Annotated in this window: 18 protein-coding genes; 9 read left to right on the top strand and 9 right to left on the bottom strand. The window is 71.8% G+C overall.

Annotation, left to right across the window (positions count from 1 at the left end):
• Positions 1 to 65: 65 nt before the first annotated feature.
• Complete coding sequence (locus ACFWY5_RS51160) at positions 66 to 1,286, bottom strand: MFS transporter (RefSeq protein WP_379639356.1); 1,221 nt, start codon at positions 1,284 to 1,286, stop codon at positions 66 to 68.
• A gap of 52 nt (positions 1,287 to 1,338) precedes the next feature.
• Between ACFWY5_RS51160 and ACFWY5_RS51155 the strand changes: the two genes are divergently transcribed.
• Entirely contained in the window at positions 1,339 to 2,541 is a 1,203-nt protein-coding gene (locus tag ACFWY5_RS51155; protein WP_379639355.1) for an ROK family protein, read from the top strand.
• Here ACFWY5_RS51155 and ACFWY5_RS51150 read toward each other — a convergent pair.
• Both ACFWY5_RS51150 and ACFWY5_RS51145 read right to left on the bottom strand, forming a co-directional pair.
• The gene (locus ACFWY5_RS51150) at positions 2,510 to 3,340 is read right to left on the bottom strand and encodes an alpha/beta fold hydrolase (RefSeq protein WP_379639354.1); all 831 of its coding nucleotides are present in this window, start codon (positions 3,338 to 3,340) and stop codon (positions 2,510 to 2,512) included. The two genes, ACFWY5_RS51155 and ACFWY5_RS51150, sit on opposite strands and share 32 nt — an antisense overlap.
• Positions 3,337 to 3,879, bottom strand: coding sequence for a PadR family transcriptional regulator (locus ACFWY5_RS51145; RefSeq protein ID WP_379639352.1), 543 nt, complete (start codon positions 3,877 to 3,879; stop codon positions 3,337 to 3,339). Before ACFWY5_RS51145 ends, ACFWY5_RS51150 begins: the two co-directional genes overlap by 4 nt.
• Positions 3,880 to 4,074: 195 nt before the next feature.
• On the opposite strand from ACFWY5_RS51145, the gene ACFWY5_RS51140 reads away from it, so the two are divergent.
• Positions 4,075 to 4,479 carry a heme-binding protein gene (locus tag ACFWY5_RS51140; RefSeq protein WP_379617145.1) on the top strand — a complete coding sequence of 135 codons (405 nt, stop codon included), beginning with the start codon at positions 4,075 to 4,077 and terminating at the stop codon, positions 4,477 to 4,479.
• 95 nt (positions 4,480 to 4,574) lie between these two features.
• Positions 4,575 to 4,880 carry an integration host factor, actinobacterial type gene (gene mihF / locus ACFWY5_RS51135; RefSeq protein ID WP_184962109.1) on the top strand — a complete coding sequence of 102 codons (306 nt, stop codon included), beginning with the start codon at positions 4,575 to 4,577 and terminating at the stop codon, positions 4,878 to 4,880.
• Between the two features lie 152 nt (positions 4,881 to 5,032).
• On the opposite strand, the gene ACFWY5_RS51130 is transcribed toward mihF, so the two are convergent.
• Positions 5,033 to 5,680 carry a response regulator transcription factor gene (locus ACFWY5_RS51130; RefSeq protein WP_184962111.1) on the bottom strand — a complete coding sequence of 216 codons (648 nt, stop codon included), beginning with the start codon at positions 5,678 to 5,680 and terminating at the stop codon, positions 5,033 to 5,035.
• Positions 5,671 to 6,906 carry a sensor histidine kinase gene (locus ACFWY5_RS51125; RefSeq protein WP_379639351.1) on the bottom strand — a complete coding sequence of 412 codons (1,236 nt, stop codon included), beginning with the start codon at positions 6,904 to 6,906 and terminating at the stop codon, positions 5,671 to 5,673. The genes ACFWY5_RS51130 and ACFWY5_RS51125 overlap by 10 nt, the downstream gene beginning before the upstream one ends.
• A 208-nt stretch (positions 6,907 to 7,114) precedes the next feature.
• On the opposite strand from ACFWY5_RS51125, the gene ACFWY5_RS51120 reads away from it, so the two are divergent.
• The gene (locus ACFWY5_RS51120; protein WP_379639350.1) at positions 7,115 to 8,368 is read left to right on the top strand and encodes an acyltransferase; all 1,254 of its coding nucleotides are present in this window, start codon (positions 7,115 to 7,117) and stop codon (positions 8,366 to 8,368) included.
• Between the two features lie 26 nt (positions 8,369 to 8,394).
• Positions 8,395 to 8,880: a GNAT family N-acetyltransferase gene (locus ACFWY5_RS51115; protein ID WP_379625935.1), complete on the top strand. Its 486-nt coding sequence runs from the start codon at positions 8,395 to 8,397 to the stop codon at positions 8,878 to 8,880.
• Here ACFWY5_RS51115 and ACFWY5_RS51110 read toward each other — a convergent pair.
• Positions 8,877 to 9,842: a DUF4344 domain-containing metallopeptidase gene (locus ACFWY5_RS51110; protein ID WP_379639349.1), complete on the bottom strand. Its 966-nt coding sequence runs from the start codon at positions 9,840 to 9,842 to the stop codon at positions 8,877 to 8,879. The two genes, ACFWY5_RS51115 and ACFWY5_RS51110, sit on opposite strands and share 4 nt — an antisense overlap.
• A gap of 85 nt (positions 9,843 to 9,927) precedes the next feature.
• Between ACFWY5_RS51110 and ACFWY5_RS51105 the strand changes: the two genes are divergently transcribed.
• Positions 9,928 to 12,426 carry a DEAD/DEAH box helicase gene (locus ACFWY5_RS51105; protein ID WP_379639348.1) on the top strand — a complete coding sequence of 833 codons (2,499 nt, stop codon included), beginning with the start codon at positions 9,928 to 9,930 and terminating at the stop codon, positions 12,424 to 12,426.
• Between the two features lie 484 nt (positions 12,427 to 12,910).
• On the opposite strand, the gene ACFWY5_RS51100 is transcribed toward ACFWY5_RS51105, so the two are convergent.
• On the bottom strand, positions 12,911 to 13,480 hold the full coding sequence (locus ACFWY5_RS51100) for a hypothetical protein (protein ID WP_379639347.1): 570 nt from the start codon (positions 13,478 to 13,480) through the stop codon (positions 12,911 to 12,913).
• Between the two features lie 17 nt (positions 13,481 to 13,497).
• Here ACFWY5_RS51100 and ACFWY5_RS51095 point away from each other — a divergent pair, with 17 nt between their 5' ends.
• A complete protein-coding gene (locus tag ACFWY5_RS51095) occupies positions 13,498 to 13,995 on the top strand; it encodes a DUF2087 domain-containing protein (RefSeq protein ID WP_379639346.1) in 498 nt (165 codons plus the stop codon).
• Here ACFWY5_RS51095 and ACFWY5_RS51090 read toward each other — a convergent pair.
• Positions 13,992 to 15,059, bottom strand: a complete 1,068-nt coding sequence (locus ACFWY5_RS51090; RefSeq protein ID WP_379639345.1) for a helix-turn-helix domain-containing protein — start codon at positions 15,057 to 15,059, stop codon at positions 13,992 to 13,994. The two genes, ACFWY5_RS51095 and ACFWY5_RS51090, sit on opposite strands and share 4 nt — an antisense overlap.
• 41 nt (positions 15,060 to 15,100) lie before the next feature.
• Here ACFWY5_RS51090 and ACFWY5_RS51085 point away from each other — a divergent pair, with 41 nt between their 5' ends.
• Both ACFWY5_RS51085 and ACFWY5_RS51080 read left to right on the top strand, forming a co-directional pair.
• Positions 15,101 to 15,880, top strand: a complete 780-nt coding sequence (locus ACFWY5_RS51085) for a phytanoyl-CoA dioxygenase family protein (RefSeq protein WP_379639343.1) — start codon at positions 15,101 to 15,103, stop codon at positions 15,878 to 15,880.
• A gap of 74 nt (positions 15,881 to 15,954) precedes the next feature.
• Positions 15,955 to 17,121: an epoxide hydrolase family protein gene (locus tag ACFWY5_RS51080; RefSeq protein WP_379639342.1), complete on the top strand. Its 1,167-nt coding sequence runs from the start codon at positions 15,955 to 15,957 to the stop codon at positions 17,119 to 17,121.
• Here ACFWY5_RS51080 and ACFWY5_RS51075 read toward each other — a convergent pair.
• Positions 17,108 to 18,376, bottom strand: coding sequence for a sulfate adenylyltransferase subunit 1 (locus ACFWY5_RS51075; protein WP_379639341.1), 1,269 nt, complete (start codon positions 18,374 to 18,376; stop codon positions 17,108 to 17,110). The genes ACFWY5_RS51080 and ACFWY5_RS51075 overlap by 14 nt on opposite strands.
• Position 18,377 lies beyond the last annotated feature (1 nt).

The following is an 18,377-nucleotide window of genomic DNA, read 5'->3' as shown; positions in this document are numbered from 1 at the left end:
GACGGGACCGGCGCAGCGCGTGCCGGGCCCGGCCGGCCGAGCGCCACGTCCCCACAGCAGTACAGCTAGTCGTGGGCGGGGACGGGGTCGGGGGTGGGGCGGGTGGTGAGGGCTCGGATGGAGGGGCTGCCGGCCAGGGCTACCACCGCTGCCAGCACTGCCGGGATCACCAGCGCCACCGGCAGGGAAGAGGCCTCGGCCACGAATCCCAGCACCGCGGGCCCGATCAGCAAGCCCGAGTATCCAAAGGCGGTGACCAGGGACAGCGCCTTGCCCACCGGCCCGCCGGCGGCGCCCACCGCGCTGAAGATGACCGGTACCACGGTGGCCAGTCCGACGCCCGCCAGCGCCCACCCCGTCCACGCGACCACCACTTGTGCCACTCCCTCGACGAGCGGTGCGCAGAGCACCAGCACGTATCCGCACGTGGCCAGCACGCCTGCCAGCTGGATGGTCAGCACAGAGCCCAGCCGCGCCCGGATCGGGTCGCCGAGCAACCGGACCGTCGTCATCGCCACCGCGAAGATCGTGTAGGCCAGCGGCGCCGCCGCCGGGTCCGTGCCCAGGATCCAGCGGGCGTGCAGGGCGGCCCAGTCGATGGCCGCGCCCTCGGCCAGGTGCCCGGCGAACGCGGCCAGCCCCAGCAGCGCGATCAGCCCCCACCGCATCCCGACCGCCTTGCCGGGGGCGGCGGCCGTACCGGCGCCGGTGGAGGTGGAGGCGGTGTCGGAGGGCACGGACGGGAGCAGGCGCATCACGGCGGGCACGTACAGGAAGGGCACGATCAGGGCCGTGGCCACCAGCAGTGCCTGCCCGCTCACACCCAGCTTCAGCACCAGCGACGTGATCAGGCCGGCCGCCGCGCCGCCCAGGCTCCAGGTGCCGTGGAAGGCGGAGATGATCGGCCGGCCGTACACGCGCTCGACCTCGACGGAGTGGGCGTTGATGCCGACCTCGACCACCCCGATCCCGATGCCGAACACCACGGCCGCCACCGCGAGGAGGCCGTATGACGGCGCCACGGCGGGGGCGAGCAGGGCCAGCGCCGACAGCGGGCCGGCGAACCAGCACACCCGCCGGCTCGTCCACCGGTCGACCACGGGCCCGGCGACCAGCATCGACACCAGCGCCCCCAGGGAGATCAGCAGGAGCGCCGTGCCCAGCCTCGCCGGGCCCAGGTCGAGCCGGTCGTTGAGCGAGGGCAGCCCGGCCGCCCACACGCCCACCACGAGCCCGCTGAGAAAGAAGAGTCCGAACACACCCTGCCGCGCACGCCTCGCCACCATTTTGTTCACGCCTAGAGCATAATAAGAACGAGGAGGCCGCCACAATGACGAGATGCGAACCGTGACCGGGGCCACAACCAGCGTCGAGCTCCGCGAGCACAACAGGGCGCGGCTGCTGCGCGCGGTGCACGACTGCGGCGCGAGCCGTACCCGATCACAGCTCACCAAGGACCTCGACCTCGCCCGCGGCACCGCGTCGGTCCTGGTCACCCGCCTGAGCGAGGACTCCCTCCTGCACGAGGAACCCTCCGCCGAGCACGGCCGCGGCCGCCCCACCCAGATCCCGGGACCGCACCCGTGCGGCCCCGTCGCCCTCGCCGCCGACCTGCGCGAGGACGGGTGGGAGATCGCCGCGGGCGAGCTCGGCGGGCGCATCACGCCGCTCGCCGCGCGTCCGCACGACGGCACGCCCGAGGGCGCGTTCGGTCCGCTCGCGGCAGCGTTGCGCACCCACCTTCAGCGGTACGGCTCCCGCGCCGTCGGCATCGGCCTGGCCGTCCCGGGACCGGTACGCGACGACCGCCTCGTCGACGTCTCCCACCTGGGCTGGCGCGCCGTGGACGCGTCGGCCGGGCTGGCCTGCGGCATCCCCGCGGGCACCCGGCTGCACGTGGGCAACGACACGGCGTTCGCGGCGCTGGCCGAGGCGCGCAGGGGGCGGATGGCGGGGGTCCAGGTGGGACTGCACCTGCACGTGGACTTCGACCTCGGCGGCGTGCTGGTGGTCGGCGGACGGCCGCTGGGCGGGGCGACGGGCGTGGGGGCGGAGTTCGGGCACATGCCGCTGACCGGGCGTACCGATCCGTGCCCGTGCGGGGCCCGGGGGTGCTGGGGCATGGAGGTGGGGGCCAACGCGCTGCTGCGCCACCTGGGACTGGCCGCGGGCGGCGGCAGGGGGCGCGACCAGGCGCAGGCCATCCTGGCCAGGTCGGGGAAGGGCGATCCCGAGGCGGCCGCGGCGGTCGACGCGGGCGCGCGCGCCCTGGGCCGCGGCATCGCCGCCCTGGTCAACGCGCACGACCCGGAGATCGTCACCATGTCCGGCCTCGGCGTCGACCTGTTCACGCAGGGACGGGCGGCGCTGTCGGAGGCGTTCCTGGCCGGGCTGATGAGGATCCGGGCCGAGCGGCTGCCCGAGCTGGCGCCGTCGGAGCTGGGGTGGAGCGGGGCGCTGCTGGGGGCGATGGAGTCGGTGTTCGACGCGTTCCTGACCCCGGAGGGTCTCAGAACCTGGCGCCCCCGAACACGGCCATGAGGGCTTCCTGGTCGGCGAAGGGGGCGAAGTGGCCGCCGGGCAGGTACGTCGCCTCGACGCGTGGCAGGCGGGCGGCCAGGGACCGGGCCAGCGACACCGGGACCTTCGGGTCGTCCACGCCATGGATCAGGCGCACCGGGGTCGTCACCTCCTCCACGGCGATGTCCCAGGGGCGCAGGTGCCGGAGCAGGTCGTCGGCCATCGCCGCGCCGCCCTGCCTGGCGCTCTCGGTGGCGTCGGACAGGAAGGCCGCCTGGGCCGTACCGGCTCGGGCGCGGAAGACCGCCAGGTCGGCGGCGGGAAGGGCGCGCTCGATACGCGGGATGACGCGCGCGTCCGCCGACGCCATCGCGCGGGCGGACACGGCGCACAGGCGGCGCAGCAGCCAGGGCGCGCGGCGGGCCAGCCGCCAGTAGAAGGCGTCGGCCTTGGCGGCGGGCGACCACCTGGTGGCGGGTACCGGGGCCATGCCCGACAGCAGCGCCACACCCGTCACCAGGTCGGGCCGGGCGACGGCCAGGCGCAGGGCGGCCGAGGCGCCCATGGAGACGCCGGCCACCACCACCGGACCCACTTCCTCGGCCCGTGCCGCCACCCGCGCGGTCCACCGTTCCCGCGGCATCGGCGGCGTGCCGCCGTAGCCGGGCCGGTCCGGCGCGAGCACCCGGATGCCCTCCCGGACCAGCAGCTCGCCCGACAGCGTCCACCCCGCGGCCCACCGCGACGAGGCGTACCCGTGCACGAACACCACGGGCCGGCCCGCCGGATCGCCGAACTCCGCCCACCCGAGCCCGTTCACGAGCGCCCCTCCGCGACCGGCGCGGGCCAGTGGGAGACGGTCTCGATGGCCCATTCGGCCCAGGACACCATGGCCTCCAGCCGCCGCACGCCCGCCTCCACCCCGAGCAGGGCCGCCCGATCCTGCGCCAGCCGCAGGTCGAGCCCGTTGCGCAGGGCACGCAGCCCGCGCAGCCGCGCCCGGTGGTACTCCAGTTCCTCACGCAGGAAGTCCGCCGCCTCCCGCGGCGAGACGACCCACAGCGCGAACGAGCGCAGCACGGTCTCGTTGCGCTGCGCGTGGTCGGCGGAGGTGGTCACGAGCCATTCCCGCAGTGCCCGCGTCCCCTCCTCGGTGATCTCGTACGGCCGCCGCCCCCGCGACCCCTCGGCCTGCTCCCTGATGAGCCCTTCGGCGGCCAGCCGCTTCAGCTCCGGGTAGACCTGCGTCGGCTTGGCGTGCCAGACGAACGTGAGGACGCCGTCGAATTCCTGCCCGATGTCGTACCCGCTCCGTGGCGCTCCGGCGATGAGCGTCAGCAGGGCCATGCGCAATGACATGTAACGACCATACTAAAAAATTTCACTATGGGAAGTGATTATCACCTGCCGCGACACGCCCGAGAATCGCGATGTGATGAAAACCACCGACAAGGGATGAACCACTCTTCCGAACTGGTGCTCGATGATCTTGCGTGGAGGTCGGCGCGAGCCGTACACATGGATCTGGAGATTTCGGGACTTGGGGAGAGTCGCGTGAACCTGGAGATCGCATTACGCATGTGTGAGGCGGCGTTGAAGCAGGCGGGGCGGGAAGGGGCCCGGGTGTCGGTCGCGGTGGTCGACGCGGGCGGGAACCTGGTGACGTTTCAGCGTATGGAAGGCGCTGAGATCGCAGGTCCCGTGCTTGCGCCCGGGAAGGCGTACACCTCGGTCGCCCATCGCATGTCCACCGCGCAGCTCGCCCCGCTGACGGCGCCGGGAGGCGAGCTTTTCGGGCTGGCCGGGGACCGATTCATCTGTTTCGGAGGTGGCATACCCCTGTGGGCGGACTACGGTGAGGAAGAACGCGTGGTCGGCGGGATAGGGGTCAGCGGAGGGACGGTCGCGCAGGACGTGGCATGCGCCGAAGCCGCCGCCGAAGTCTGGCGGACGGGCTGAGCGGCCACTTTCCGCAACACGAACCCCTGGTATCCGCCATGATTAGCCACTGCACTACGGGTAACAGTCCGTAAATCCCCGAGGAGAGAAATCCGATGGCACTTCCTACCCTTACCCCTGAGCAGCGCAAGGCAGCGCTGGAGAAGGCAGCGGAGGCTCGCGCCGCCCGCACCGCCCTGCTCGCCAAGGTCAAGGCCGGTGAGCTGTCGTTCGCTCAGCTGCTGGAGCGTGACGACGACATCGCCAAGAAGATCAAGGTCTCCCAGGCCCTTCGCGCGGTCAAGGGCGTCGGCCCGGCCAAGGCGACGGCGCTGATGGAGGAGGCGGGCGTCGACGAGAAGCGCCGCCTCGGCGGCCTGGGCGCCCAGCAGCGCAAGAAGCTGGTCGACGCGCTCGGCTAGACAGCCGAGCCGCCAGGGTCCGCGCGCACTGCCGCGCGGACCGGCCGGCGCCTCGCGCCCGCCTGGTGCGGGCGCGCAGAACCCCCTGTGCGCGTACGGCGGGCGGCCCGCACCCCCCGCCACCCCTCCACAGGCGAACCCCACGCCACGCGTCAGGACCGCAGATAGGCCAGGACGGCGAGAACCCGGCGATGCTGGTCACCGTCCTCGGCGTAGAGCCCGAGCTTGGCGAAGATGCTGCGGATGTGCTTCTCCACCGCGCCGTCGCTGATCACGAGCTGCCGCCCGATCGCCGGGTTCGACTTGCCCTCGGCCATCAGCCCGAGCACCTCCCGCTCGCGCGGGGTCAGTTGGGCGAGAGGGTCGTCCCTTCGCCTGCGCACCATCAACTGGGACACCACCTGCGGATCGAACACCGTGCCGCCCGCGGCGACCCGCCGCAGGCCCTCGAGGAACTCGTCCACGTCGACGACCCGGTCCTTGAGCAGGTAACCCACCGCGCCCCTGGCGTCGGCGAGCAGGTCGTCGGCGTAGGAGACCTCCACGTACTGGGAGAGGATCAGCACCGGCGCCCCCGGCACCCGGCGCCGCGCCTCGACGGCGGCGCGCAGCCCCTCGTCGGTGAAGGACGGCGGCATCCGCACGTCCACCACCGACACGTCCGGCCGGTGCTCGGCGACGGCCTCGACGAGCGCGTCACCGTCGCCCACCGTCGCCACCACCTCGAAGCCGAACTCCTCCAGGAGCCTGACCAGGCCGGCCCTGATCAGCACCGCGTCATCGGCGACCACTACCCGCACGGAACCTCCGCCACGATCAATGTCGGCCCGCCGTCAGGTGACTGCACCGTCAGCTCGCCGTCCACGGCGCGCAGCCGGTCTGCCAGTCCGGCGAGACCGTGTCCCTTGGCGACGTGTGCGCCGCCGACACCATCATCGCCGATGATCAGCATGAGCGTGTCACCGGTCTTGACCAGCTGGATCGTGCAGCTCTGGGCCCGGCTGTGCTTGGCGACGTTCGTGAGCGTCTCCGCGCAGACGAAGTAGATCGCGTTCTCGACGGCGGCCTGGTAGCGCCCGACGATCTGCACGTCGAGGTCGACGGGGACCGTGCACCGTCCGGCCAGCGCGGCGAGCGCGGGCGCGAGGCCGCGGTCGGACAGGATGGGCGGGGCGATGCCGCGTGAGAGGGCGCGCAGCTCGTCGAGGGTCTCGCGGGTGGCGCTGATGGCCTCCTTGATGGTGACCTGGGCCGCCTCGGGGTCCTTCTGCATCTGACGCTGCGCCCGCGACAGCTCCATCGCGAGCGAGACCAGGCGCTGCTGCGGCCCGTCGTGGATGTCGCGCTCCAGCTTGCGCAGCGCGTTCGCCTCGGCGGACACGGCGGCGGAGCGGGACTCCGACAGGTCCGAGATGCGCTCCTGCAGCTCGGCGACGCCGGTCAGCAGCACGCGCCCGAGCGCGGCGCGCAGCAGCGCGGCCCCCCGGGTGACGAACGGCAGCAGGACCACGCCGACCAGGCCCAGGCCGACGTGGAAGAGGACGTTGACCCCGTAACTGTCGCCGAACCCGAGCAGCTCGGGCAGTTCCTTGCTGTCGGCGATGCGCGAGGTGAAGATCCCGTAGATCGGATAGGTCAGCCCCAGGATCGGCAGGGCCCAGAACACGACCGTGAGCACGAACGACGCGATCGCGACCGGGAAGTTCAGGATGCCGTGCAGCAGGTCGAGCCACGACTGCCCGGTCGTCAGCGGGTTGACCAGGCGGCGCAGGCGGCCCGCGCCCGGAGGGGCCGGCTTGTAGCGGGGCCGTACCGGCGGGCGGCCCAGCACGTCCGACAGCCAGCCGCGCTCGCCCTCGGCGAAGGCGCGGGCCAGCATCAGCGTGCCGGCCAGGATCGGCAGCCCGATCCACACCACCGCGGTGCCCACGCCCGCGGCGAGACCGGCCACCATCAGCACGAACGTGATGACGGCCGTCGGGAAGCCGACCAGGGTGTAGCGCGAGTCCAGGAGGACTCGTCTCATCAGGGAGCGCATGCCGTCAACGCTACGGCCCCGACCCCCCTGAGACGACCGGGTACGCCCGCCTTTGGGGGTAGGGCCAGCACTACCAAGCCTGGTGGTGGGATCTTGACCGGAAGAGGGCGGCGGGCGTCACTGTGCCACGGCCGCCCGGCCGGAAGCCTTGGTTCATCACGTTTTCCAGCGAAAGATCCACTGAATCGAGGCCCCCATGACCGTCCTGCTCGACCACCCACCCAGGCGGGTCGTCCAGGCGCCCGCACGCCGCGACACCTTCATCGACCTGCTGCGGGTCTTCGGCATGGCGCTCGTGGTGCTGCAGCACTGGACGATCCCGGTGCTCAGCTACGACGGCGGCCGGCTCACCACCGGCAACGCGCTGGCCACCCCGGGGGTCTGGGTGGTCACGTGGATCAGCCAGGTGATGCCGCTGGTGTTCTTCGCCGGCGGGGCGGCCAACGCCATCAGCTTCGGGCGCGCCCACGCCGGCGCGCCGCAGTGGCTCAACGTACGGCTGCGCCGCCTGGCCTGGCCGCTGCTGCCGCTGGCGGCGGTGTGGATTCCGCTGCCGCAGATGCTGGCCGCGATGGGGGTGCCCGCCCAGCCGCTGGAGACAGGGGCGCGGCTGACCGGGCAGCTCCTGTGGTTCCTGGCCGTGTACCTGATCGCGGTCACGCTCACGCCGCTCATGATGAGGGCGCACGAGCGGTTCGGCTGGCGGGTCGTGGCGGTCCTGGCCGCGGGGGCGGTCGTGAGCGACGTGGTCCGGTTCTCCTCGGGGGTGGAGTCGCTCGGCTACGCCAACGTCGTGTTCGTCTGGATGGCCGTGCACCAGCTCGGCTTCTTCTACGCCGAGGGACGGCTGCGCGGGCCGGCGCTGATGGCGGCCGCCGGGTTCGGGGCGGCGGCGCTGCTGGTGGCCTTCGGCCCGTACCCGGGCAGCATGATCGGGATGCCGGGCGCCGCGGTGTCGAACATGGCGCCTCCTACGCTCGCCATGCTGGCCGTCGCGTTCGGGCAGATCGGGCTGGCGATGCTGGTGCGGCCGTGGCTGGTGCGGCTGCGTACCGGGAAGGTGCTGGCCTGGGCGGGGCCGCGGATCATGACCGTGTACCTGTGGCACATGCCGGCGTTGTTCGCGGTGACCGGGGTGGTCGTGGTGGTGCTGGGCATCGGCACTCCGGCTCCTGGCAGCCTCGGCTGGCTGGCGGGGTGGCCGATCTGGTTCGGGCTGCTGACGCTGGTGATGTGGCCGCTGGTGCGGTGCTTCGCCCGCTTCGAGGAGCCGCCGGCGCTGCCGTACGGCAAGCCGTCGTGGTCCACTTCGGGCCCGGCGGCGGCGCTGATCGGCGCCGGGCTCGTCCTGCTCATGGTGTACGGCTTCGCCCCCGGCATCGCGCCGGTCCTGGGCACGCTGGCGATCCTCGGCGGCCTGCTCCTCACCGGGCCGCGTGCCAGGTTGTGAGGCGTTCTCGGGCACAATCGGGCGGCATGAGCGTCATCCGCCCGGTGACCGAGGCCGATCTGCCCGCCGTCGCCGACATCTACGCCCACTACGTGCTCAACACCGTGGCCACCTTCGAGGAGAACCCGCCGGAACCCGGCTTCTGGCGGGCGAAGGCGGCTTCGGGCCTGCCGTTCCTGGTGGCGGAGGCGGACGGCGCGGTCGGCGGGTTCGCCTACGCGGGGCAGTACCGGCCCAAGCCCGCCTACCGGCACAGCCTGGAGGACACCGTCTACCTCGCGCCCGGCTTCACCGGCAGGGGGCTGGGCAGGGCGCTGCTGGAGGCGCTGGTCGCGGCCTGCAGGGACAGCGGGGCACGCCAGATCATCGCGGTGATCGCCGACGGCGGCGACCCGGCCTCGGCGAAGCTGCACCGGGCCCTGGGCTTCCGGGAGGCGGGGCGGCTGCGGGCGGTCGGCTTCAAGCACGGGCGCTGGCTGGACACCGTGCTGATGCAGCTGGACCTGAGCTAGCCGGGCGTACCCGACGGGGACGGGCTGGGGCTCGGGCTGGGGGATATGTCGGGCAGGTCGGTGCGCATGTGCGGGGCCAGGAGGGTGGCCCAGGCCTTGGCCATCTTGGCGTACTCCTCCTCACAGCGCACCGCCCGCGTGACCGGCAGCGCGCCGTCGGCGATCAGCGGCAGGAAGGCGTTGTGGTTGGAGCCGTACAGGTAGCACATCATGTTGTAGTAGCGCTGCACGCTCAGCGAGTGCTCGTCGGCGAAGACGGTCTTGTCGAGCGGCTGTGAGACCTCCTGCTGTGACATCCGGCCCCACGCCTGGATGGTGCTGATGATCTCGGAGTAGTCCCGCTGGTCCTCGGCCGAGCCGATGAGCACGAGGGCGGAGAGCTGGTCGACGGCGTCTTCCTCCTTGCCTGTGGAGGGCAGGTCGTACAGGTCGATAAGGGCGTGGCCGAGCTCGTGGTAGTAGATGCCGCTCATCGCGCCCACGACGCTCTCGTCGACGTCCTGCGGGTCGGGCGTCGCGCTCTGGCCGGATTCGGGCGCGGCGAAGAGGCTCTGCAGGTACGCCACCATCTCGTAGCACATGGTGATCGTCCGGTCCTCCGGGCTGTAGAAGGCGTTGACGGTGTCGCACTGCTCGGCCTTCACGGGGATGTCGCGCGGCGGGATGAACGCGTCGGAGGCCGACTCGGCCCACTCCTGGAGCAGGTGGTGGTCGCGCATCAGCTTCTCGGCCGGCCTCAGGTCCTTGTCCTCGGGCGCCATGTAGGAGGGGACGAACGCGGGGGTGCCCGGGCCGGCGGAGGGACTGGCCGAAGCGCTGGGCGACGGGCTGGGAGACGGGCTGGGGTTCGCCTGTCCCCCCGCCGCGGGCGGCTCGGCGGGCGGCGAGGGCTGCGGTTTGGTCGTACCGCAGGCGCTCAACGCCACTACCAGGACACCGGCCACCAGAAGCGATCGACTCATAACACTATGTAATCATCCGCTCCTAACCGCGACGGATCCGGGCGGGGGTGTTCGAGCAGGTCCGGGAATTCGGCAGGATAGGGGGGTGAGCCTCCTCGTAGACCGCCTGCCGGAAGAGATCGACGCCGAGCCCGATGAGATCTTCGACGCGTTCGTCGGCTGGAACGCCGACCGCGGGCTCACGCTCTACCCCGCCCAGGAGGAGGCGCTGATCGAGGTCGTCTCGGGCAGCAACGTGATCCTCGCCACCCCGACCGGCTCCGGCAAGTCACTGGTCGCCGCGGGCGCGCACTTCGCCGCCCTCACCAGGGACGTCCGCACGTTCTACACCGCGCCGATCAAGGCGCTGGTCTCGGAGAAGTTCTTCGACCTGTGCGAGGTCTTCGGCGTCGAGAACGTCGGCATGATGACCGGCGACGCCAGCGTCAACCCCGGCGCCCCGATCATCTGCTGCACCGCCGAGATCCTCGCCAACCTCGCGCTGCGCGACGGCGCCGCGGCCGACGTCGGCCAGGTCGTCATGGACGAGTTCCACTTCTACGCCGAGCCCGACCGGGGCTGGGCCTGGCAGGTGCCGCTGCTGGAGCTGCCCAACGTCCAGTTCATCCTGATGTCGGCGACGCTCGGCGACGTGTCGATGTTCGAGCGCGACCTGACCCGCCGCACCGGCAAGCCGACCTCTGTCGTCAAGCACGCCGAACGCCCCGTCCCGCTGATCTACTCCTACCGGATGACGCCGCTGCACGAGACGCTGGAGGAGATGCTCTCCACCGGCCAGGCGCCGGTCTACGTGGTGCACTTCACGCAGGCCTCCGCGATGGAACGGGCCCAGTCCCTCATGTCCATCAACATGGCGACGAAGGCGGAGAAGGAAGCCATCGCGGCCATGATCGGGGGCTTCCGCTTCACGACCCGCTTCGGGCGCGCACTCTCCCGGCTGGTACGGCACGGCATCGGCGTCCACCACGCCGGCATGCTGCCCAAGTACCGGCGCCTGGTCGAGCGCCTGGCCCAGGCCGGTCTGCTGAAGGTCATCTGCGGCACCGACACCCTCGGCGTCGGCGTCAACGTGCCGATCCGCACCGTGCTGTTCACCGCCCTGTCCAAGTACGACGGCAACAAGGTGCGCAGGCTGCGCGCCCGCGAGTTCCACCAGATCGCCGGCCGCGCAGGACGGGCCGGGTTCGACACCATCGGCTACGTCGCCTGCCAGGCCCCCGAGCACGACATCGAGAACGCCAAGGCGCTGGCAAAGATCGGCGACGACCCGAAGCGGCGGCGCGGCTACGCCCGCAAGAAGCCGCCGGAGGGCTTCGTCGGCTGGAGCGAGGAGACGTTCGAGAAGCTCCAGACCGCCGAGCCCGAGCCGCTCAACTCCCGCTTCAAGGTCAGCAACGCGATGCTGCTCGCGGTCATCAACCGCCCCGGCGACTGCTTCGCCGCCATGAAGCACCTGCTCACCGACAACCACGAGGACCGCAAGTGGCAGCGCCGGCACATCAGCCAGGCCATCGCCATCTACCGCTCCCTGCTGGCCGGCGGCATCGTCGAGCAGCTCAAGGACCCCGACGAGCAGGGCCGCCGCGCCCGCCTGACGATCGAGCTGCAGGAGGACTTCGCCCTCAACCAGGCGCTGTCCACCTTCGCCCTGGCCGCCTTCGAACTCCTCGGCCAGGACTCCCCCAGCTACGCCCTCGACATGGTCTCCATCGTCGAGTCCATCCTCGACGACCCGCGCCAGATCCTCGCGGCCCAGCTGAAGAAGGCCCGCGGCGAGGCCGTCGCGCAGATGAAGGCCGACGGCATGGAGTACGAGGAGCGCATGGACGCCCTCACCGAGGTCATGTACCCGATGCCGCTGGAGACGCTGCTCCTCGGCGCCTACGAGACCTACCGGCGCGGCCACCCGTGGGTGGGCGACTACACCGTCAGCCCCAAGTCGGTCGTGCGTGACATGTACGAGCGGGCGATGACGTTCGCCGAGTACATCCAGGTCTACGAGCTGGCCCGCTCCGAGGGCACCGTCCTGCGCTACCTGGCCGACGCCTACCGGACCCTGTCGCGTACCGTGCCCGAGCACCTGAAGACCGAGGACCTCGTCGACCTCATCGAGTGGCTGGGCGAGCTCGTGCGCCAGGTCGACTCCTCGCTGATCGATGAGTGGGAGAAGCTGGCCAACCCGGCCGAGGCGCTGGAGGCGCAGAACCAGTTGGAGACCAAGGTCCGTCCCGTCACCGCCAACGTGCGCGCGTTCCGGGTGCTGGTGCGCAACGCGATGTTCCGCCTGGTGGAGCTGTGCGCGCTGGAGAAGGAGGAGGAGCTGGCCGAGCTGGCTCCCGACGTCGACTGGCCCGCCGCGCTTGACGCGTACTACGACGACCACGAGGAGATCCTCACCGGCGCCGACGCCCGGGGACCCGCGTTGCTGCGGATCGAGGAGGAGAGCGGGCTGTGGAAGGTCCGCCAGACGGTGAAGGACCCGGCGGGGGACGGCGACTGGGGCATCGACGCCCAGGTGGACCTGACCGCCTCCGACGAGGAGGGCCGGGCCGTACTGCACGTCCAGGGCCTGAACCGCCTCTGACCACCCCACCACGCCTGCGGCCCGCCAGCCCCGGCACCACGACGGGCACACACCCCACCCACCCCACGGCCCCGTCGCGCCCGCCCTCACCGGAGGCGCGGTACGCCGCGCAGCGCAGCACCCCGCCCGGCTCTACCGTGGCGCGGGGCAAGCGTGGAGATCGCCCGTGACGCACTGCGGCGCCCCACTCCGCTCTACAGAGGGCGCAGGGCTGGCGCGGGGTCACCGGTGGTGCAGTGCGGTGTGCTCCGCTTCCCTCTGCAGGGCCCGTGGAGGCGGCGCTGTTCCGGGAGGCGCACGACCCGAGCGGGAGCCCTGAGATCTGGTGAGGGCTTTGGCCGGGTGCGGGGTGGCCGCTGCGGGGGGATGGTTAAGCCGTGCGCCGGGACGGACTGGCAAGGGCGCCCCGGCACACGCCTCTTCCTCTAGTGTCCGGTCACGAGGTTCGCCGTCGTGTCATGACAATGTCTCAAGATCGAGACATTCAGCACGAGGCGATCCGGCAGACCTTGGCCAGCATGCGCTTGGCGTCCTGGGTCTGCCGGGTGAAGTCGGCCGTGGCGGGTTTGCCCCACTCCCCTGCCTGCGTGTACACGATGAGCGCGTTGGCCCGGCGGACCACGATCGCGCGCTCGCCGCCGACCGCGGGCTTGCCCTTGTAGTAGCTCTGGCCGGTGATCGCGAGGGCGGCGTCGCCGAGCTTCACCGCGCGGGCGGCGAACCGGTAGCCCTTCGTGCCGCAGGAGGCGGTGGCGCTCCTGATGCCCGCCAGGGCGGCGCCGGCGGACGCGGCGTTGGTGTAGAGGATCACCTGTTCCGATTTGGAGTAGTCGGGGACGGCCGTGTAGATGATCGTCTTCGCGGAGGTACGGCCGGCCTGGCCGAGGGCGGCGCGGTCGCAGGGGTTCACGACGGATTTGGCGGTCTTCTTCGTGCTGACCGCCCAGCTGGTCTCGGGGTTCTTGTCCTTCTTCGCGGCGTCCTTCTCGTACAGCAGGAAGCCCTGGGGGATCGCTCCGGCGATGACGGAGGCGACGAGGATCGTCTTCAGCATGGTTCAAAATAGGGGGAATGAGCGACGACGACGTCAAGCGGGTTCTCGGGTTGCTGGCTCAGGACGACACCCTGCGGGCCTTCTCGGCGCTGGTGCTGGACACCGGTGCCGCCGGGCTTTCCCCGAAGGTGCTGGAGAGGTTGCGGGCGGGCGGGCTGGCCGTACCGGATGAGGAGGGGCGGTGGCGGGCGCGGCCGGAGCGCTTCCGTGAGCTGCTGAAGGCGCTGGCCGAGCCCTCGCCGCGGCTGAGCGAGGAGGAGCGGGTGCTGCAGACGTTCCTGGTGGAGGGGCGGCTGCAGACGATGCCGATGAAGCACGAGAAGCGGCTGGTGGTGCTGCGGTACATCGTGCGGGTGTTCGAGCCGGGTGTGCGGTACGCGGAGAGGGACGTGAACGTGGCGTTGCGGGCTTTTCACGATGACTACGCGGCTTTGCGGCGGTATCTGGTCGATGCGGATCTGTTGTCGCGGGAGGGCAACGTGTACTGGCGCAGTGGCGGGCCGGTCGAGCTCTAGGCGTTCAGGCGGTGGCGGTAGGCGCGGGGTGGCAGGCCGTACTCCTGGGCGAAGGTGCGGCTGAAGTGGAAGGGGCTGACGAAGCCGCAGGCCGCCGCCACCTGGCCGACGTCCAGGTCGGTGGCTTCCAGGAGCTGGGCGGCGTGGGCCAGCCTGGCGGCCCGTACCGCACGCATGGGGGTGCGGCCGGTGCGCTCGGCGAACACGTGGGCGAAGCGGGAGGGCGACAGCGCCACGGCCGCCGCCAGCGACGTGACGGTGTGCGGGGCGCCTGGTTCCGCGGCGATCAGCTCCAGCGCCCGCGCCACCCTCCGATCCACACCCGCCCCGCTCAACCCACCCGCTCCCGCCCCACGCACTCCGCCCGGTCCCGCCCCGCTCAACCCACCCGCACCAGACGCGCTCACGCCCCGTGGGCTCGGGCCGTTCTCGCCGTCGTCTGGGTCCGGTCCGAAGGTGTCCGGGGCGGCCGTCGCCAGGAGGAGGATCTCCTCCACCGCGCCCAGCACGAGCTCGCGGGCCCGCTCCGCCATGGCCGCCACCGGGCGGGACGTCTCCCCCGGCTCCGGCGGCACACCCCGGCCGCTCCAGCGGGCATAGGCGTGCGCCCGCAGGAACGCCTGCTCGATCCGGCCGGACAACGACGGAGACTCAGCCGACGGCGGTCCCAGTCTGCCGGGGGCGACACTGCCGGGCGGAAGGTTGGCGCCACGCCCAAGGGTGGTGTCCGGGGCGGGGGCGAGGTGGCAGCCGGGTGAGAGGGCGTAGGGGCGTAGCCAGGTCACCCAGGACGGCCTCGGCTGGAAGTGCGCCCACCAGAACCGCCAGCGCTCCCCCGCCGTCCGGTAGTGGTGTGCCGCCCGTGAGGCCAGCACCACGAGGTCGCCCGCGCCCGCCGTAAGCGCCGCCCCGCCCTGCTCGACCAGCCCCGCCCCCTCCTGCGTCCACATCAGCAGCCAGCTCGGCGAGCCCGACGGGCGCCGCGTGGCGTAGCCGGGCCCCTTGTCGTAGTGGCCCACGATGACGAGTTCGGCAGCAGGAACAGACATGTCGTCGGCGCTCACCGGCATACCCTCCCACAGCCCGCCTTCTTAGGCTCGAAGGCATGGACACCAAGGTTTTCCACGACCAGGGCTACATCGTCGTCCGCGGCATGCTGGCCCCGCACGAGGCGGATCTGCTGCGGGAGGAGTTCACGCGCCTGCACGCCGCGGGCCCCGTCCCTGGTCATTTCTCGCCGAAGCCCCAGGAACCCGGCCTGCCGTACGACGGGTTGCGGGCCTATCCGCGCATCATGCAGCCGCACCAGATCAACGACGTCGCGCTGCGCTACCTCCTGGACGCCAGGATCGCCGCCGTCCTGCGGGAGCTGCTTGAGGAGGAGCCGATAGCAGCCCAGAGCATGTTCTACTTCAAGCCGCCCGGGGCCCGCGGGCAGGCGTTGCATCAGGACAACTTCTATCTGCGCGTCGAGCCGGGCACCTGCGTGGCGGCCTGGATCGCCGTGGACCGGGTCGACCGGGCCAACGGCGGCCTGGAGGTCGTGCCCGGTACGCACAAGATGGACCTGTTCTGCCCCGAGGACGCGGACCCGTCCCTCTCCTTTACCCGCGAGTACGTCCCGCCGCCGCCCGGCCTGGAGCGCGTGCCGGTCGACATGGAGCCGGGCGACGTGCTGTTCTTCAACGGCAGCCTCGTGCACGGCTCCGGCCCGAACGCCACGGCCGACCGCTTCCGCCGCAGCCTCATCTTCCATTACGCGGGCCGTTCGGCCGAGCGCATCGCCGCCTACTACCCGACGCTCACGATGGCGGGCGCGCCCCACCCGCTCCCGGCCGCCGAGGGCGGCGGGCCGTGCGGCACGGAGGCATCGGGACCGCACTAGGCGTGCCGTCTGGCGAGCGGTGCCCGGTCTGTGCAGTATGAAGGGGTCACCGTGCCGGAGGAGGACAGGCCAGCGTGAGCGCCGACGTGCGGCCGTTCCTCGCCGAGGTCCCCGAGGCCGATCTGACCGACCTGAGGGTACGGCTGCGCCGTACCCGCTGGCCCGAGGCCGAGACCGTCACCGACCGGTCGCAGGGCGTCCCGCTGGCCTACCTGCGCGACCTGTGCGCCTACTGGGAGCGCGAGCACGACTGGCGGCGGGCGGAGGCGCGGCTCAACGCGGTGCCGCAGTTCCGTACGGAGGTGGACGGGCTGGGCATCCACTTCCTGCACGCCCGCTCGCCGTACCCGGGGGCGCTGCCGCTGGTGATGACGCACGGCTGGCCCGGCTCGGTACTGGAGTTCCTGAAGGTCATCGGCCCGCTGACCGACCCGGTCGCGTACGGCGGGCAGCCCGGGGACGCCTTCCACGTGGTCTGCCCGTCCTTGCCCGGCTACGGCTTCAGCGACCGCCCGTCCAAACCGGGCTGGGGCATCGAGCGCATCGCCCAGGCTTGGGCGGAGCTGATGGCCCGCCTGGGCTACCACCGTTACGGCGCGCAGGGCCACGACTGGGGCACCAGTGTCACCGCCCTGCTCGGCCGGCACGACCCGGCCCACGTGGCCGGCATCCACCTCGTGCCCCCGCTCGCCCCGCCGGACCCGGACACCTTCGGCGACCTGACGGCGGCCGAGCGCGCGTCGCTGGAGGCGATGGAGCACGCCAGGCGGTGGGAGGACGGTTACTCGGCCGAGCAGTCCACCCGCCCGCAGACGCTCGGCTACGGCCTGACCGACTCCCCCGCCGCGCTGTGCGCGTGGATCGCGGAGAAGTTCTGGGCGTGGTCCGACCATGACGGCGACCTGGAGAGCGTGATCAGCCGCGACGAGCTGCTGGACAACGTCACGCTCTACTGGCTGACCGGCACCGCGGCCTCCTCGGCGCGCCTGTACTGGGAGAGCATCCGGCAGGTTCAGAGGTGGTTCAGCGAGCCGGGCGCGGACGTCGTGACGGCACCCGCGGGCTGCACGGTCTTCCCGAAGGAGATGCCGCGCCCCTCGCGGCGCTGGGCGGCGCGCCGCTTCACCGACATCCGCTACTGGAGCGAGCCGCCCAGGGGCGGCCACTTCGCCGCGATGGAGCGGCCGGAGCTGTTCGTCGGCGAGGTGCGCTCGTTCTTCCGGCTGGTCAGGGACCGATGACCAGGCCCGCTCCGGCGGTGGCGTTGGTGGCCTCGTCGATGAGGATGAACGCGCCGGTCACCCGGTTGCGGTCGTAGCCGTCGAGGAACAGGGGGCGGGTGACGCGCAGGCGGACCCGGCCGATCTCGTTGAGCCGCAGCGACCCGGCCAGTTCGTCGCGGTGCAGGGTGTTGACGTCGAGGCGGTAGCGCACGTCTTCGACCACGGCGCGGGCGGTGGCGGTCGTGTGCTTGACCAGCAGCCGCGTGCCGGGCGCGAGGGGACGGTCGGCGGCCATCCAGCAGACCATCGCCTGAAGGTCCTGGACGGGCGCGGGGCGGTTGTTCGGCCGGCAGATCATGTCGCCGCGGGAGACGTCGATCTCGTCGCCCAGCAGCAGCGTGACCGACATCGGCGGGCGCGCCTCGGCCACCGGGCCGCGGGGGCCGGTGATGCCGGTGATCGTGGTGGTCAGCCCCGAGGGCAGGTGGAGGACCTCGTCGCCGGGCCTGAGCACGCCGCTGGCCACCTGGCCCGCGTAGCCGCGGAAGTCGTGGTGTTCCGCGGTGTGCGGGCGGATCACGCACTGGACGGGGAAGCGCACGTCGATGAGGTTGCGGTCGGAGGCGACGTGCACGTGCTCCAGGTGGCGCAGCAGCGAAGGACCGTCGTACCAGGGCATGTTCGGGCCGGCCTCGACCACGTTGTCGCCGTGCAGGGCGCTGACCGGGACGAAGGCCAGGTCGCCGATGTCGAGCTTGGCGGCGAACGCGGTGAACTCCGCGCGGATCTCCTCGAAGCGCCGCTCGGAGTGGCCGACCAGGTCCATCTTGTTGACCGCGACCACCAGGTGCGGCACCCGCAGCAACGTGGCCAGGAACGCGTGCCGGCGCGACTGCTCCAGCACGCCCTTGCGCGCGTCGACGAGGATGACGGCCAGGTCGGCGGTGGAGGCGCCGGTGACCATGTTGCGCGTGTACTGGATGTGGCCCGGGGTGTCGGCGACGATGAACGAGCGGCGGGGCGTGGCGAAGTAGCGGTAGGCCACGTCGATCGTGATGCCCTGCTCGCGCTCGGCCCGCAGGCCGTCGGTCAGCAGCGCCAGGTTCGCGTGCTCCTCGCCGCGCCGGGCGCTGGTGCGCTCGACGGCTTCGAGCTGGTCTTCGAAGATCGCCTTGGAGTCGTACAGCAGGCGGCCGATCAGGGTGGACTTGCCGTCGTCCACCGAGCCCGCCGTGGCCAGGCGCAGGACGTCGGTGCTCTCGGTGGGATGCATG

Source organism: Nonomuraea sp. NPDC059007 (assembly GCF_042740555.1).
Classification (GTDB): Bacteria; Actinomycetota; Actinomycetes; order Streptosporangiales; family Streptosporangiaceae; genus Nonomuraea.
The sequence above is the reverse complement of the archived record's forward strand: the minus strand, read 5'-3'. Positions and strand labels throughout refer to the sequence as shown.